This is a genomic window from Geminicoccus roseus DSM 18922 (genome assembly GCF_000427665.1).
Taxonomy (GTDB): Bacteria; Pseudomonadota; Alphaproteobacteria; order Geminicoccales; family Geminicoccaceae; genus Geminicoccus; species Geminicoccus roseus.
The window spans coordinates 2652028-2666824 of sequence record NZ_KE386572.1 but is presented as its reverse complement, the minus strand read 5'-3'; the positions used below and the strand labels follow the sequence as shown (position 1 = coordinate 2666824).

At 68.1% G+C, this 14797-nt stretch carries 14 protein-coding genes; 8 read left to right on the top strand and 6 right to left on the bottom strand.

The features are described from left to right. Positions 1–8: 8 nt before the first annotated feature. The 4 genes from GEMRO_RS0113510 to GEMRO_RS29530 form a co-directional block, all read right to left on the bottom strand. Positions 9–632: an SCO family protein gene (locus GEMRO_RS0113510; RefSeq protein ID WP_027134416.1), complete on the bottom strand. Its 624-nt coding sequence runs from the start codon at positions 630–632 to the stop codon at positions 9–11. A 2-nt stretch (positions 633–634) separates the two neighbouring features. Next, entirely contained in the window at positions 635–1162 is a 528-nt protein-coding gene (locus GEMRO_RS29535; RefSeq protein WP_157505584.1) for a copper chaperone PCu(A)C, read from the bottom strand. Between the two features lie 23 nt (positions 1163–1185). Continuing rightward, complete coding sequence (locus GEMRO_RS0113500) at positions 1186–1581, bottom strand: hypothetical protein (RefSeq protein WP_027134415.1); 396 nt, start codon at positions 1579–1581, stop codon at positions 1186–1188. 86 nt (positions 1582–1667) lie between these two features. Continuing rightward, positions 1668–3692 carry an elongation factor G gene (locus GEMRO_RS29530; protein ID WP_035485300.1) on the bottom strand — a complete coding sequence of 675 codons (2025 nt, stop codon included), beginning with the start codon at positions 3690–3692 and terminating at the stop codon, positions 1668–1670. Between the two features lie 308 nt (positions 3693–4000). Here GEMRO_RS29530 and GEMRO_RS0113490 point away from each other — a divergent pair, with 308 nt between their 5' ends. Then, complete coding sequence (locus GEMRO_RS0113490; RefSeq protein ID WP_027134414.1) at positions 4001–4945, top strand: anti-sigma factor family protein; 945 nt, start codon at positions 4001–4003, stop codon at positions 4943–4945. Here the strand turns inward: GEMRO_RS0113490 and GEMRO_RS29525 are convergent. Further along, positions 4858–6117 carry a DNA recombination protein RmuC gene (locus GEMRO_RS29525; protein WP_035485297.1) on the bottom strand — a complete coding sequence of 420 codons (1260 nt, stop codon included), beginning with the start codon at positions 6115–6117 and terminating at the stop codon, positions 4858–4860. The two genes, GEMRO_RS0113490 and GEMRO_RS29525, sit on opposite strands and share 88 nt — an antisense overlap. A gap of 139 nt (positions 6118–6256) precedes the next feature. On the opposite strand from GEMRO_RS29525, the gene GEMRO_RS0113480 reads away from it, so the two are divergent. The 7 genes from GEMRO_RS0113480 (at position 6257) to GEMRO_RS0113450 (ending at position 13105) form a co-directional block, all read left to right on the top strand. Further along, positions 6257–6676: a CopG family transcriptional regulator gene (locus GEMRO_RS0113480; protein WP_027134413.1), complete on the top strand. Its 420-nt coding sequence runs from the start codon at positions 6257–6259 to the stop codon at positions 6674–6676. Between the two features lie 34 nt (positions 6677–6710). Beyond that, complete coding sequence (locus GEMRO_RS0113475) at positions 6711–7799, top strand: extracellular catalytic domain type 1 short-chain-length polyhydroxyalkanoate depolymerase (protein WP_027134412.1); 1089 nt, start codon at positions 6711–6713, stop codon at positions 7797–7799. Positions 7800–7932: 133 nt separating this feature from the next. Further along, positions 7933–9015, top strand: a complete 1083-nt coding sequence (locus tag GEMRO_RS0113470; RefSeq protein ID WP_051329042.1) for an ABC transporter substrate-binding protein — start codon at positions 7933–7935, stop codon at positions 9013–9015. 114 nt (positions 9016–9129) lie between these two features. Further along, positions 9130–10191: an ABC transporter substrate-binding protein gene (locus GEMRO_RS0113465; RefSeq protein ID WP_027134410.1), complete on the top strand. Its 1062-nt coding sequence runs from the start codon at positions 9130–9132 to the stop codon at positions 10189–10191. A gap of 94 nt (positions 10192–10285) precedes the next feature. Then, entirely contained in the window at positions 10286–11197 is a 912-nt protein-coding gene (locus GEMRO_RS0113460) for an ABC transporter permease (protein WP_027134409.1), read from the top strand. Then, positions 11190–12014, top strand: coding sequence for an ABC transporter permease (locus GEMRO_RS29520; RefSeq protein WP_035485293.1), 825 nt, complete (start codon positions 11190–11192; stop codon positions 12012–12014). The genes GEMRO_RS0113460 and GEMRO_RS29520 overlap by 8 nt, the downstream gene beginning before the upstream one ends. Before the next feature lie 2 nt (positions 12015–12016). Next, on the top strand, positions 12017–13105 hold the full coding sequence (locus GEMRO_RS0113450) for an ABC transporter ATP-binding protein (protein WP_027134408.1): 1089 nt from the start codon (positions 12017–12019) through the stop codon (positions 13103–13105). Positions 13106–13171: 66 nt separating this feature from the next. On the opposite strand, the gene GEMRO_RS0113445 is transcribed toward GEMRO_RS0113450, so the two are convergent. Then, entirely contained in the window at positions 13172–14566 is a 1395-nt protein-coding gene (locus tag GEMRO_RS0113445; RefSeq protein ID WP_157505582.1) for a hypothetical protein, read from the bottom strand. Positions 14567–14797 lie beyond the last annotated feature (231 nt).

The following is a 14797-nucleotide window of genomic DNA, read 5'->3' as shown; positions in this document are numbered from 1 at the left end:
GGGCGGCATCAGCCGGCCGGCAGCTCGTCCTCGATCACCTTCACCATGGTTTCCGGCGCCACCTCGTAGTTGAACACGGCGAGGTTGGTGCCGTCCGGACCCATCAGGTAGCTGTAGGTGCTGTGGTCCATCAGGTAGTCGGTGCTCTCGTCCTGCTCGGCCCGGGCATAGTAGACCCTCCAGGCTTTTGAGATCCCGGAAACCTGCTCCTTGCTGCCGGACAGGCCGACGATCCGGGGATCGAACAGGTCGACATATTCCGCCAGGTCCTCGGGCCGGTCCCGCTCCGGATCGATCGAAACGAACCAGGCCTGGACCTTGTCCGCCTGGGGGCCAAGCTGCTCCAGGACCTCCGTGTATTTCTGCAGCTCGTTCGGGCAGAAGTCCGGGCAAAAGCGGTAGCCGAAGAACATCAGCGTCAGCTTACCCTGCAGGTCCTTCTCCGTGACGGTGCGGCCGTCATGGCTGGTCAGGGTGAACGGCCCGCCGACGGGCGCCTCCCGGATGACGCCCGGGATCTGCGGCGCCGGCGTCCGCGCCGCCTCGAACCAGCCGGCCTGCCAGCCGACCAGTCCGGCAGTACCAGCCGCCAGGACCACCACCGCCGCCGAGCGCAGGATCGCAGCGCGCATGGTCAACCTCCCGTTCCGTGGTTCATCGCTTTGCCGTGACCGGCGTCATGGCCCTGCGCCGGGCTGGCCGCCTTGGCGCCGGGCTTCTCGACCGTGAGCTCGACCTCGACCGTGCCGGCCTTCTCGAAGGTCAGGCGCAGCGGCACCTGCTGCCCCGGCTTCAGCGCTCCCTCGGGGCCCAGCAGCATCACGTGCATGCCGCCCGGCGCCAGTTCCACCGTCGCCCCGGCCGGCACCGCCACTCCGTCCGCCAGCGGCCGCATCTTCATCACGCCGTTCTCCACCTTCATGTCGTGGAGTTCCGCCGCCCGGGCGACCGGGCTCTCGACCGATACCAGCCGGTCCGGATCGGAGCCGGCATTGTGGATCGAGAAATAGGCGCCGGCCGCCGGCTGCCCCGCCACCGTCGCCCGCGTCCAAGGCTGCCCGATCTCCAGATCGCCCAGCCGGTAGTCCGACGCCAGTGCCGTTCCTGCAAAGATGCCAAGCAGGCCGCCGCAGAGCGCGGCCCGCATCCAAGACTTCGTCATCGTTCTTCCTCGTCGTCCTCGGTTCACGCGGCCGGGAACGGCGGGGGCGCGCGCGCCTGGAAGCCATGGACCGGGTCGACCGCACCGGCCCGTCCGGCAGGTGCCTGGTGCCGGAGGCGTGTCCAGGAAGAGGGAGGCGGCAGGTCCGGCGCCGGGACGATGCCGGCGCCCAGCGCGGCCAGGGCCGGCAGGCGGCACAGCACGCAGTGATGATGGTCGCCTCCTTCCGGGGCCGGCTGCCCTTCCCTGGCGGCTCGCGCCACGGAGCAGAACACGGAGGGAAGCAGATTGCCGTCGGCGCCGGCAAGGGCCGGGCGAGGCGGCGCCAGGCCCGCCGGGATCAGCACCTGGCCGAGCAGCAGCGCACAGAGGATCCGTGCGGTCAGGAGGCGCAGGCGATGAGGCAGGGCATGGGTCACGTCCCCCATCATGCCACGCGCGCCGCCCGCTGCCGAGCGGCTGCGACCGGAGGACGCGAGGGGGCGGGAGCCGCCCCCTCGTCCCGTCAGGCCGTGGCGGCGGATGCCTGGGCGGCGATGTCCCGCGTGAGCCGCTCCGGCACCTCGTCCAGATGGTCGACGATCCAGGTGAAGAAGCCGACGCCCTGGGTCATCGAGCGGAGCTGCAGGACCAGGTCGTGGCTTTCCGCCTGCGGCATGTTGGCGGTGATCTCGTCCCAGCCCGGCCAGTCCGCCTTGGCCTCGTAGCCCAGGACCTGGCCCCGCCGGCTGGAGATCAGCGCCAGCGCCTTGGAGGTGTAGTCGGAGGGCACCGAGATGCTGATCGCCAGGATCGGCTCCAGCAGCACCGGCTGGCAGTGCGGCAGGCCTTCCTTCAGCGCGAGCCCGGTCGCGAGCTTGAAGGCGAGTTCCGAACTGTCGACCGAGTGGAACTGCCCGTCATGCAGGGTCACCTCGACGTCCACGACGGGAAATCCCAGGGGCCCGCGCGCGAGCCATTCGCGCGCCCCGTCCTCGACGGCCGGGATGAACTGCTTAGGCACCGCCCCGCCCACGATCTTGTTGGCGAAGTTGAAGCCGCCGCCCCGCTCGCGCGGCTGGATCTCGATCTTCACGTCGGCGAACTGGCCATGGCCGCCGGTCTGCTTCTTGTGCCGGCCATGCGCCTGGGTACCGGCACGGATCGTCTCCCGGTAGGGCGTGCGCGGCGAATGCGTCTCCAGGTCCAGCCGGTATTTCTGGCGCAAACGATCGAGCGCCACCCGCAGATGCATCTCGCCCTGCCCCCACAGGATCGTCTCGCGGGTCTCCGGGTCCAGATCCATCCGGATCGCCGGATCCTCCTCCGAGAGCTTCTGGAAGGCCGCCGAGAGCTTGACCTCGTCGTTGCGGTCCTTGGCGTGCAGGGCGAAGGCGTACATCGGCTGCGGCGGCGCCATCGACAGCAAATGGCGGCTCTCGCCCTCGCTGCCGCCCAGGACGTCGCCGGTCTGCACGCCCTCCATCCGGCCGAGGCCCACGATCGTCCCGCTCTGGGTCTCCGCGATCGTCTCGCTCTTGGCGCCGGTGACCTCAAACAGGCCGGATACGCGGACCCCGCCGAACTGGGCGCCGTCCTTCAGCGGCCCGCGCCAGACCCGGGCCAGGCTGAGCTTGCCGGCGTGCGGCACATGATAGGTCTTGAGCACCTGCGCCAGCGGCGGCCCCTCCGGTGCGATCCCCAGCCGTTCGGCGCTGGTCTCGGGCGCCGGCGCCTCCTCGATGATCGCCCGCAGGAGCCGGCGCACCCCCATGTCCCGCTCCGCCACGCCCAGCAGCACCGGCACGACCCGGTCGGCGGAGAGCCCCTGGGCGAGATCGCGCAGCACGGTGGCCGGATCGACCGGCTTGTCCTCCAAGATCTGCTCCAGCAGCTCGTCGTCGAAGTCGGCCAGCGCCTCCAGCATTTCCTGGCGCGCCTGGGCCTCGCGGTCCCGGTACTCCTCCGGCATCGGCATCTCGTCGGCCGCGGCACCGGTGTTGAAATGCCAGGCGGTCTCGTCGACCAGGTCGATATAGCCAGCCAGGTCCTCGCCCCGCCCGATCGCATAGAGATGCGGCACCACCGGACGCTGGCTCACCGAGCGCAAGCCGGCCAGGAGATCGCGCCAGCGAACTTCCGAACGGTCCATCTTGTTGACGAAGATCAGGTGGGGCAGGTGGATCTCATCCAGGAAATGCAGGAGCGGGGCCACCGCCACCATCCGCTCCAGGACCGGCTCGACCACCACCACCGCCGCATCGACCCCGGCCAGGACCGCGCGCGTGTCGTGGATGAACTCCACCGAGCCCGGGCAGTCGATCACGGTGAGCCTGGCGCCGTTGGCGTTGAAGGTGGCCGGCGTCGGCTCGGTGCTCATCTGGCGGGCGCGGGCTTCCGGCGCATGGTCGCCCACCGTGCTGCCGTCGGCCACCCTGCCCTTGCGCGGAAGGGCACCGGAGACGAACAGCATGCTCTCGAGCAGAGTCGTCTTGCCGGCGCCGTTCGGGCCGACGAGCGCAAGGTTGCGTGCGCTACGTTCCGTACTCATTCGTTCAGGCCTCCCGCCTTGCCGACACGCAGCTTCGAGCGCGGTCGGCACTCTTCTGACGAGAGGCGTCCGACCGGCACGCGCGATCGGTGACGACGCATGTTCAGAGCATCGGCAACGCTTGGCAACCCCGACATCGGCAGGCAGGAGCCGGGAGGACCGATTCCGCCTCCTGCGTACAAGCGGCGCAGCCATGGTCTCCAGCGCCCGAAGTGCGCGCATCCGGAGGTGGACAGACTGGCGGATCTGTCGGATCATGATTGGCCGTAGCGGTTCTGTCGCGGGCGTCGGGTGTTGTGGGGGCAGGCATGGAGTGCGCGAGCCTCGAACGCTATCTCGAGGCATATCTGGAAGGGCGGCTGCGCCGGGCCCAGTGGCTCGTGCTGCGCCGCCATGTGATGACCTGCCCGAGCTGCCGTGCCCGGGTCGAGGAGCTTCGCCAGTTCGAGGTCGACCTGCATCAGCGGTTCCGCGCGATGGCCAGGACGCAGCGGCTCTGGACCGGGCTGGAACTTGATCTGGTCGGCCTGCCGAGCGCTGCCGGGTCGAGCGACCTGCTGCCGCCCAGGGCGCCACGCCCGCCGATGACCTCCCTGACCGGTGCGCTGCTGCCGCCGCCGTCGCGAAGCCGGAGCTCCGTGCCGGCGACGCCGCCGGATGCACCGGTGCGTGAGCCGCGCTGGTCGGTGGTGGCCCTTCTCTGCCTCGTGCTCGCCGGGGTGAGCACGGGCGGCTGGGTGCTGATCCGCTCCAACCCGCAGACAACCGAGGACACAGGGGGCGACCTGCGCCTGCTCGGCAGTGCCGATCCCGTCGATGCCGCCAGCGCCACCGAAGCGGTCGCCGCGCCGTTCGAGGAGGCCGGAACGGGCAGCCCGGCTGCGGCCCCGGTCGATCTCGCCCAGATCGACGTTCAGCCGGCCGAGGTGCCTGACTGGCTGCAGGTCCAGCTCGGGCGGCCGGTCGACCTGGCACTCCCACCCGGCATCACCCTCCTGGGCGGTGGCGAGCTGCGGATTGGCATGGAGAGCCGGCCGGTGGTCCTGGCCGCCGGCCGGGACGACGACCGCCTGATGCTCCTGCCGACCGTGGACGGGATGTCATCCGTCTCGGCCGACGTGGTGGCCTATGCCCGGCGTCACGGCCTTGCCCACATGATCCGCCGTCACGATGGCGTGACGTTCGACGTGCTGGGCTCGGTGTCGCCCGGCAGGCTCGACGAACTGTTTTTCGCGCCGCTCTCCTCGGACTGAGCGTCCGACCGCCCGGCCGAAGCCTGCGCCCCGTGATCGCCGATCTGCCGCAGCAGACGCTCCAGCTGCGGCACCTTGCTGCCGCGCAGCTCATGCCAGTCGCGCAGGCTGTCCTCCAGGCGGCGCCCCAGGCGGTCCAGCCGTTGCAGATGGGCGCGCCAGCCCTCGTCCAGCCCATGCAGGGCCTCCAGGAGGCCGGTCAGACCGTCGGCGATCCGGCGCTCCTCGGCAGCGTGACGGATCAGCGCCAGGACCGCGAACAGGCTGGCCGGGCCGACCAGGCAGACCCGCTTGCCGATCGCCTCGTCGACCAGCAGCGGCTCGGCGGTGACCATGCCGGCGAACACCTGTTCGTTGGGGACGAACAGCAGGGCGAGCGGCAGCGCACCGATCTCCGGACGTGACCAGCCGCGCTTCGCCACCTCGGCGATCCGCCCGCGCACGTCGCGCACGAAGGCGGCCCGCGCCCGGCTGCGCCCCTCTTCGTCGCTGGCCTCCACCAGCCTCGCCCAGTTCTCGAACGGAAACTTCACGTCCATGTGCAGGACCCGGCCATCGGGCAGCAGGAAGGTGATGTCCGGCCGGGTGCCGTCGTCGAGTTGACGCTGGCGTACCCAGTGCAGGTTCTCGACCAGCCCCATGGCGCGCAGCAGGTCCTCGGCCATCCGCTCGCCCCACTGGCCACGCACCCGCGCATGCACCAGCGCGTCTCGCAGGGAGGCGGTGGTTTCGGCCAGCTTCTCGGCACGGGCGAAGGCCTGCTCGACCCGGCCGCCCAGGGACGAAAAGCTTTCCGCCCTCTCCCGCTCGATCCGCCGGATCAGTTCGCCCAGCCGCTCAACCTGACCCAGCACGTTCTGGATGCGCGCCTCGAACTCGGCGCGCTCCGCCTGCGAGCGATGGCCCTGCAGGGTCCGCTCCACCGTGAAGGCGGTCTGCACCGCCCGGGCAAGCTCGTCGGCGGCGCGCTTCTCGCCCTCCCGGGAAAGCTCGGCGAAGGCGAGCTTGACCTGATCGAGCAGCGCCTCGGTTTCCTCGGATCGGCGGCCATCCAGTTCCGCCAGCACGCGCCGGGTGCCGGCCGACGTGCTGCGGGCATCGGAGCGTCCCAGCAGGAAACCTGCACCCAGACCGGCCACGAAGGCCGCCGCCAGCCCGATCCAGATCTCCAAGCCTGCCTCCGTCGCAGCTGCTGCTGCGTGCCTAGCGCTCCAGATCCGAACGGTGCGAGCGAAATCGCCACGTCTCCTCTTGCCGCAGTAGCTCAGCACATCCATCTACCATCCACACGGATGGCATGGGGATGGGATGATGGCAGACAACGTTCATGAGCTGCGATCTCGACCGAGCGACAGCGAGAAGATCACGATCAACCTCGGCTATGTCGACTTGGGTCAGGTCGACCTGATGGTCCGGGAAGGGTTCTACTCCAACCGTACCGACTTCATCCGCACCGCGATCCGCAACCAGCTCGAGCGCCATGCCGACGTCCTGCAGAAATCGGTCGTGCGCCATGGCCTGGACCTGGGCCTGCGCCATTTCGGCCGGGCCGAGCTGGAGGCTGCCCGCGACAGCGGCCAGAAGCTGCGCATCCACGTGCTGGGCCTCGCCACCATTGCCGCCGACGTCGATCCCGAGCTTGCCCGGGCCAGCATCGAATCGCTGGTCGTGGTCGGTGCACTCGCCGCCAGCCCCGCCGTGAAGGCGGCGCTGGCCGACCGTATCCGCTGATCCCCCGTCGCCCACATCGAAAGTTCCCGCCGACATGACCACCGACATCTCGCAGACCATGGCCGAGGCCATGCGGTTGATCCGTGCCGGCAGGCTCGGCGAAGCGACCGCGCAGCTCCGCCAGGGCCGGGGAACCTCTGCCATGCCCTCCGCGGACCTGCCCTCCGCCGGCGCAGGCTTCGCCGACCTGCGCAGCCACTTGCCCAAGGACCTGCAGGGACTCCAGGGCCTGCAGGGCCTCCTCAGGCAGCGGACTCCTGCCGAGCCCCTTCCCGACGGTGCTGCGTTCCTGGAGCGCCGCTTCACCGACCGCGCCGGCAGCCGTGACTACCGGCTCTATGTCCCAAGCCGTGCCGGCGCGGAGCCCATGCCGCTGGTCGTGATGCTGCACGGCTGCACCCAGGATCCGGCGGACTTCGCCGCCGGTACCGGCATGAACCGCCAGGCCGAGCGCCACGGCCTGCTGATCGCCTATCCCGAGCAGCCGCAAACGGCGAACCCTTCCCGGTGCTGGAACTGGTTCGAGCCAGGCCACCAGCGCCACGGACAGGGCGAGCCGGCCCTGATCGCCGGCATCACCCGGGACATCCTGCGCGAGCACCCGGTCGATCCCGGGCGCGTCTACATTGCCGGCCTGTCCGCGGGAGGCGCCGCGGCGCTGGCGATGGCCCTGCTCTACCCGGACCTCTACGCTGCAGCCGGCGTCCATTCCGGCCTGCCGTTCGGGGCGGCCCAGGACATGAACTCCGCCTTCGCCGCCATGCGCCAGGGCGACGCGCCCGGCCGCCAGATCGGCGCGGCGCCGGCGGTGCCGACCATCGTGTTCCATGGCACCCAGGACGGGACCGTCCATCCGCGCAACGCCATGCGGATCATCGACCAGATCCGTCAGACAACCGCGCCGCTTCCGGTCGAGCGCCATGCCGTGAACAACGGCCATGCCTATACCCGCACCGTCTATGCCGACGGTTCCGGCCGGGCGATGCACGAGCACTGGGCGGTGCAGGGTGCCGGCCATGCCTGGTTTGGCGGAAGCGCGGCTGGATCCTACACCGACCCCAAGGGTCCCGACGCCTCGGCGGAGATGATCCGCTTCTTCCTGCAGCACCGGGTTCAGGCCTGACGAACATCCGGTCCGGCGATGGCTGCCGGACCGTCACGGGAACGTCCTGATTCTGCCTTACTTGCGTTGACAGGCCATGGTGCCGGGGCGACCGTCGACGCCTCGCAGCCGCGCACCGCCGGAGACCACGCCCATGGCCCGCCGCCCCTCCCCGTTCCCGATGCCCTACCTGTCGCGCCGCCACCTGCTCGGCACGACCCTGAGCCTGGCGTCGATCGCGCCGTTCGGCCGCGTCGCGCAGGCGGCGGAGGAGGCGCAGGTCAATGTCTATAACTGGGACACCTATATCGGGACCGACACCCTCGCCGAGTTCACCGAGGCCACTGGGATCGACGTCCGCTACGACCTGTTCGCCTCGGCTGACGAACTGTTCGGCAAGCTGCGGGAAGGCAATCCCGGTTTTGATGTGATCTTCCCGTCCAACAATATCGTGGAGCGCATGGCGGCGGCCGACATGCTGATCGCAGTCGACCGCACGTTGATCCCGAATCTCGAGAATATCGCGCCCGCCTTCGCCAATGCCCCCTACAATCCCGGCCTGAAATGGGGCGCGCCCTATTTCTGGGGCACCCAGGGGCTGGGCTACCGCCAGAGCATGTTCCCGACCAAGCCGACCTCCTGGAAGGACATGACCGAGAACGAGGCGATGCAGGGCCGCTTCTCGCTGCTGTCCGGCGTCGATACCTTGCGCATGGCGCTCAAGGCACTGGGCTTCTCGCTCGATACCAGGGATCCGGCACAGATCGCCGCTGCCGGTGACTACCTCATCCGGATCAAGCCCGGCATCAAGACTTTCGCGCCCGATACCGGACAGGACCTGCTCCTGGCCGGCGAGGTCGACATTTGCCTGGAATGGTCCGGCGACATCCAGCAGGTCGCGGCCGAGGACGACGACCTCGCCTACGTGATCCCGGAAGAAGGCAGCATGCTCTGGTCGGACAACATGGTCATCCCCAAGGGCGCGCCCCACCCGATCAATGCCCATGCGTTCATCAACTTCATCCTGACCCCTGAGGTCCACGGCGCCATCGCCACCGAGATCGGGTATGCCAGCCCGAATGCCGCCGCGATGGCGTTCATCCCGGAAGCCGCCCGGAACAACAGGGCGATCTACCCTTCCGAAGAGACCCTCGCCCGCTGCGAGTACGCGACCTACAAGGGCGAAGCCGTGGAAACGCTCTACGAACAGGCGATGACCAGGGTTCTTGCGGCCTGAGGCCGGACGCCTCGAGCTCCAGCCGGCCTTGACCGTCACGACACCGTCACGATCCTGCGCTTTCAACCCATGGCGTTGTCGCCCGCCAGCGCCCGAACCTTGAAGGAGATGGTCATGCGATCTGTCCGCCGCCGCGGCCTGCTTGGAGGCAGCCTGGCCGTAGCAAGCCTGCTGCCGCTGGCGAAACTGGCGCATGCCCAGGAAGAAAAGCAGGTCAACGTCTACAACTGGGACACCTATATCGGCCTGGATACGCTCTCGGAATTCACCGACGCCACCGGGATCGATGTACGCTACGACCTCTACGCCTCCTCCGACGAGCTGTTCGGCAAGCTGCGCGAGGGCAATCCCGGCTACGACGTGATCTTCCCGTCGAACAATTTCGTGGAGCGGATGGTCGCCGGCGACATGCTGATGCCGCTGGACCACGCCCTGATCCCGAACCTGAAGAACATCGCCCCGGCCTTCGCCAACCCGAGCTACGACCCGGGCCTGAAGTACGGGGCGCCCTATACCTACAGCCTGCTGGCGATCGGCTACCGCAAGTCGGCGGTGGAGCAGGAGCCGACCTCGTGGGACGCGGTGTTCGGTCCGGACGCGCCGGTGGGCCGGGTCTCCCTGCCCAACGACACCGATCTCATCCGCGCCGTGCTGAAATACCTGGGCAAGTCCCTGAACAGCGAGGATCCCGCCGACCTGAAGGCGGCCGAGGACGTGCTGCTCGACGCCAAGAAGCGGGGCGTCGTGAAGATGTTCGCGCCTGACACCGGCCAGGACCTGTTGCTGTCCGGCGAGGTGGATCTGGCGGTCGACTGGATGGGCGACTTCCGCCAGGTGATGGCCGAGGACGACGATCTTGACTTCGTGGTGCCGAGCGAGGGCTCCCTGCTGGGCATCGACTGCATGTGCATCCCCAAGGGTGCGCCGCACCCGAACAACGCCCATGCCTTCATCGACTTCATCCTGCGCCCCGAGGTCCATGCGGCGATCGCGGAAGAGATCATGTACGCGATCCCGAACAAGCCGGCGGTGCAGCTCCTGCCCGAGACGGATCGCACCGACCCGCAGGTCTATCCGCCGGACGAGGTGCTGGCCCAGTCGGAGGTGGCCTCCTACAAGGGCGAGAAGGTCGAAAAGATGTACGAGGACGTCCTCACCCGCGTGCTGGCGGCTTGACCGACGGCAACGGCATTTTCCAGGATCACCGGGTCATGACGTGGGACCATTGCGCCGGCGCTCCTGCTTGGCCGGCCTGGGGTGAGGACTGACCTTGGAGAACTGGCGGCAGCAGCCCTGGGTATTCCTGACCTTCATCGCCCCGGCCGCCTTCTGGCTGCTGCTGTTCTTCCTGATCCCGCTCGGGTGGATCTGGTTCTTCGCCATCGGCGAGCGGGAAGGCCCGGTCGACATCGTCGTGACCTGGACGATGTCGAACTATGCCGAGGCGCTGCAACCGATCTACCTGCAGCTGTTCCTCAAGACCTTGTGGATCGCGGTGCTCTCCACCGCGATCTGCCTGGTGGTGGCGTTTCCCGTGGCGCTGGCGATCTGCTTCGCTCCCAGCCGCTACAAGGGCCTCCTGCTCCTGCTGGTGATCCTGCCGTTCTGGACGAACATGCTGATCCGCACCTATGCGATGATCGCGATGCTGCGGCAGAACGGCTTCCTCAACGACGGCATCGGCGCGATATGGACCGCCGTGAAGTTCCTGCTGACTCCGGTGGGCCTGGACGGCCTGATGGGCGAGCGGTTCGAGCCTCTGGCGCTGCTCTACAACAACACCGCCGTGGTGATGGGCATCGTCTACATCTACCTGCCCTTCATGGTGCTGCCGCTCTACGCCAACCTGGAGAAGCTCGACCGCTCGCTGGTGGAAGCCTCCCTGGATCTGGGAGCCAGCCAGATCCGCACCTTCTTCGAGGTGATCGTCAAGCTCGCCAAGCCCGGCATCATCTCCGGGATCATCCTGGTGTTCATCCCGGCACTGGGCACCTTCCTGATCTCCGACCTGCTGGGCGGCCCGGACAGCCAGCTGATCGGCAACGTGATCGAGCGGCAGTTCCGTGCCGCCAACAACCTGCCGCTCGGCGCCGCATTGTCCTTTTTGCTGCTCTATTTGACCTTCATCGCCCTGGCGCTGCGCGCCTGGTACGCCGCCCGCGAGGAGAAGGCCGATGCGTAGCCCGATCGGCCCCTTGGAGTTCACCCGGCGGACCTGGGTCCGCCTGTGGCTCCTGGCGGTATTCGTCTTCCTGTACGCGCCGATCGTCGTGCTGATCGCCTTCTCCTTCAACAAGTCGAAGCGCAACATCGTCTGGACCGGCTTCACCACCGACTGGTACGGGCGCGCCCTGAACAATTCCTCGCTGATCGAGGCCTTCACCAACTCGATCATGATCGCCCTGGTCTCGACCGTGCTGTCGGTGATCCTGGGCGGGCTGCTGGCGCTTGGCCTCTACCGCTTCCGCTTTCCGGGCAAGTCGGTGCTGGACGGCGTCTCGGCCCTGCCGATCGTGATCCCCGAGATCTGCATGGGCGTGGCGCTGCTGGTGTTCTACGCGCGGGTCGGCTGGCCCACCGGCCTGCCCTGGCCGCTCAACCTCAGCCAGGTGATCATCGGCCACGTGGTGTTCAGCTTCCCGTTCGTGGCGGTGGTGGTGCGCGCCCGCATGGAAGGCTTCGACCGGTCGCTGGAGGAGGCGTCGAAGGACCTGGGCGCCTCGGAATGGCAGACGTTCTGGAACGTGACGCTGCCCTACATGAAGACCGGTCTGATCGCGGGGGGCCTGCTGGCGATGACCCTGTCGCTGGACGACTTCGTGATCACCTTCTTCACCAGCGGCCCCGAGACCATCACCTTCCCGGTCAAGATCTACTCGATGGTCCGCCAGAGCGTGACGCCCGAGGTCAACGCGGCCTCCACCATCCTGATCGTGTTCACCGTGGCGCTCACCCTGGTGGCGCTGAAGTTCCAGAAACCCTCGGAGGGCGTCGGCTGACCATGAGCAACGGCGTCCCCATCGTCCGCTTCGAGAATGTCCGCCGGAGCTTTGGCTCGTTCCACGCGGTGGACGGCATCACCCTGGACGTGCCCAACAACGCGTTCTTCGCCCTTCTGGGTCCGTCCGGCTGCGGCAAGACCACCCTGCTGCGGATGCTGGCGGGCTTCGAGCACCCGACCTCCGGCCGCATCCTGATCGACGGCGAGGACATGGCCGGGATCCCGCCGAACAAGCGGCCGGTCAACATGGTGTTCCAGTCCTACGCGGTGTTCCCGCACATGAGCGTGCGCGAGAATGTCGGCTATGGGCTGAAGGTGTCGGGCGTGCCCCGGGCGGAGATCGAGCCCAGGGTCGAGGAAGCCCTGCACATGGTGAAGCTGGAGGCGTTCGCCGATCGTAAGCCCGACAAGCTTTCGGGCGGCCAGCGGCAGCGGGTGGCGCTGGCCCGCGCCCTGGTGAAGAAGCCCAAGCTCCTGCTGCTCGACGAGCCTCTGTCGGCCCTGGACAAGAAGCTGCGCGAGGACATGCAGCTGGAGCTGGTCCGCCTGCAGCAGGAGGTCGGCATCAGCTTCGTGATCGTGACCCACGACCAGGACGAGGCCCTGTCGATGGCCGACCTGATCGCGGTCATGAACCGGGGCAAGGTCCTGCAGGTGGCGCCGCCCTGGGATCTCTACGAGGAGCCGAACTGCCGGTTCGTCGCCGACTTCATCGGCGAGATGAACCTGTTCGAGGGCGACATGCTTTCGGCGGACGGCGGCAGGGCCAGGGTCGACCTGAAGGGGATCGGGCTGGTCGACGTGCCCTGGGACTACCCGGCCACCCCGGAGATCGCCCTGGCGGTGCGGCCCGAGAAGATGCGCCTTTATCGCGAGGAGCCGGAACTCGGCTGGGTCCGGCTTCCCGGCAAGGTCGCCCAGGTCGCCTATTTCGGCGACAACAGCCAGGTGTTCGTGGAGACCGAGCAGGCCGGCCGGATCGTGGTGCTTCGCCACAACCAGTCGCGCTCGCGTGAGGAACCTTATCGCACCGGCACCGAATGCTGGGTGGCGTTCGAGCCGGCCGACGGGATCGTGCTCACCGACTGAGCCCGGCGGCGACGCCTTGACCCGTGCAGGCGCGGCCAGCTGCGCCGCGCCCGCCCGGCAGGCTGGTCAGCGCAGCTTGCCCACCACGAGAAGGCTCTGGCCCCAGACGATCATCTCGTCGCGGCCGTCGCTGTCGACGTCGAACAGGACCGGGAACGGCGCCCAGCGATCATAGTCCTGCCGGCCGGTCTCCTTCACCTGGGTACCCTTCAGGTTCCAGTACCAGTTCCGGGAGAGGAGCTGCCGGCCAAAACCGTCGTCAACGGTGCCCCACATGGAGAGGATCTCGTCGGTGCGCCGGTCGCCGTCGAACTCGGCGTTCTGCAGCGGCACGATCCGGCGCTTGAGGTTGCGCAGCAGCTTGCCTTGAGCGCTCACCACGTAGCTGGTGGGCTTTGGTTCCGAGCCGCGCTGGGTGACCAGGATCGACAGCGGTGCCGGCGCCGGATCGAACTGCGCCAGGGCCAGTTCCTGGCCGTTCTTCACCAGGCTGGAGCCCACGCTCCAAAGGCGCCGGCAGTCGTTGGCCGCAAAGGCGGCCATCCCGGTCTGCCCGACCGCCACCGCCTGCAGTCCCGGCTTGGCCGGGTCGAGCTGGCCCACCCGGATGGCGTCGACATGGTCCTTGCTGTTCCAGCCCTGCAGGGTGCAGCGGATCTTGCCGTTCTCGTCGAGAGCATATTTGCCGACAAAGAAATACTCGGTCAGCCCGTCGCCGTTCTCGTCCACCCCGGCGGTCTGGTGCCCGGCGTGGCAGGTGTCGGTCTGCCACAGCCGGTTCAGCTGGAGGTCGAACGCCACCACGCGGGTCCAGTAGTCGACATAGTTCTTGCCGTCGCAGCGGGTGTTGCCGCCCGGCTGGTTGTGGGCCACCAGGATGATCGGCTTGCCGGTCGACTGCATGCGGTAGACGGAGATGTAGCAGACGCTTCCGGAGCTGGTCGCGGTGCCGTCCAGCTTCGCCCGGCGCAGTTCCGCGCCGGTGATGCCGCGGCGGGCGATCAGGAGCCGTTGCGAACCCTCCGCCCAGCAATGCAGCACGTCCTGGCCGGCCGGCTTCTCCTGCCCCCGCAGTTCCAGGATGGCCGCGCCGTCGCGATGCGTGGCGGCCGTGACGCTGTTCTTGCGGCCGGCCGGGTTGGTGATCCGCCAGACCCTGCGGCCACTGGAGTTGAACGCCTGGATGAAGTTGTAGCCGTTATAGTGCAGGTATTCGAAACGGCCGTTATTGTTGAAGTCGAGGGGCAGGACGTTGGCGTAGACGTTGTCGATCGCCGTCCCGTCCAGTTCCGCCTTGATGTGCACGTCGACGTTCAGGGCGTTGCGGCGCGAGCCGTTAATGGCCGTGGCCGTCGCCAGGGGGACGTACTCCATCCCGCGCGGGGCGTTGCGGTGCAGCAGGACCCGTGCATCCAGCCTGTCGTCGAGCGGGGCCGCCTGTGCGGAAGAGGTTGCCGACATGGCCATGGCCACGAGCAGGCACAGCCCTGCCGCAGCCCTGGCATTCAACTGCCAGAGACGTTTCCACCCGATCATTCCGGCTCCCCGCCCACGGGCATGTCCGACCGGACCTGCCGAGTTGAACCAGGAAGTAGATCGCCGTTGAAGGCTGGTCTATCGATGTCGCGGAAATTACGAGTATTTCATAAAAACAAAGACATTTTGCCGGGAATTTATTGGTTGATTCACGTT

What these genes read in the sequence shown, in the direction of transcription:
- GEMRO_RS0113510 (WP_027134416.1), bottom strand. Translation starts at nt 632, where the DNA reads ATGCGCGCTGCGATCCTGCGCTCGGCGGCGGTGGTGGTCCTGGCGGCT.
- GEMRO_RS29535 (WP_157505584.1), bottom strand. Translation starts at nt 1,162, where the DNA reads ATGACGAAGTCTTGGATGCGGGCCGCGCTCTGCGGCGGCCTGCTTGGC.
- GEMRO_RS29530 (WP_035485300.1), bottom strand. Translation starts at nt 3,692, where the DNA reads ATGAGTACGGAACGTAGCGCACGCAACCTTGCGCTCGTCGGCCCGAAC.
- GEMRO_RS0113490 (WP_027134414.1), top strand. Translation starts at nt 4,001, where the DNA reads ATGGAGTGCGCGAGCCTCGAACGCTATCTCGAGGCATATCTGGAAGGG.
- GEMRO_RS0113480 (WP_027134413.1), top strand. Translation starts at nt 6,257, where the DNA reads ATGGCAGACAACGTTCATGAGCTGCGATCTCGACCGAGCGACAGCGAG.
- GEMRO_RS0113475 (WP_027134412.1), top strand. Translation starts at nt 6,711, where the DNA reads ATGACCACCGACATCTCGCAGACCATGGCCGAGGCCATGCGGTTGATC.
- GEMRO_RS0113470 (WP_051329042.1), top strand. Translation starts at nt 7,933, where the DNA reads ATGGCCCGCCGCCCCTCCCCGTTCCCGATGCCCTACCTGTCGCGCCGC.
- GEMRO_RS0113465 (WP_027134410.1), top strand. Translation starts at nt 9,130, where the DNA reads ATGCGATCTGTCCGCCGCCGCGGCCTGCTTGGAGGCAGCCTGGCCGTA.
- GEMRO_RS29520 (WP_035485293.1), top strand. Translation starts at nt 11,190, where the DNA reads ATGCGTAGCCCGATCGGCCCCTTGGAGTTCACCCGGCGGACCTGGGTC.
- GEMRO_RS0113450 (WP_027134408.1), top strand. Translation starts at nt 12,017, where the DNA reads ATGAGCAACGGCGTCCCCATCGTCCGCTTCGAGAATGTCCGCCGGAGC.
- GEMRO_RS0113445 (WP_157505582.1), bottom strand. Translation starts at nt 14,566, where the DNA reads ATGTCGGCAACCTCTTCCGCACAGGCGGCCCCGCTCGACGACAGGCTG.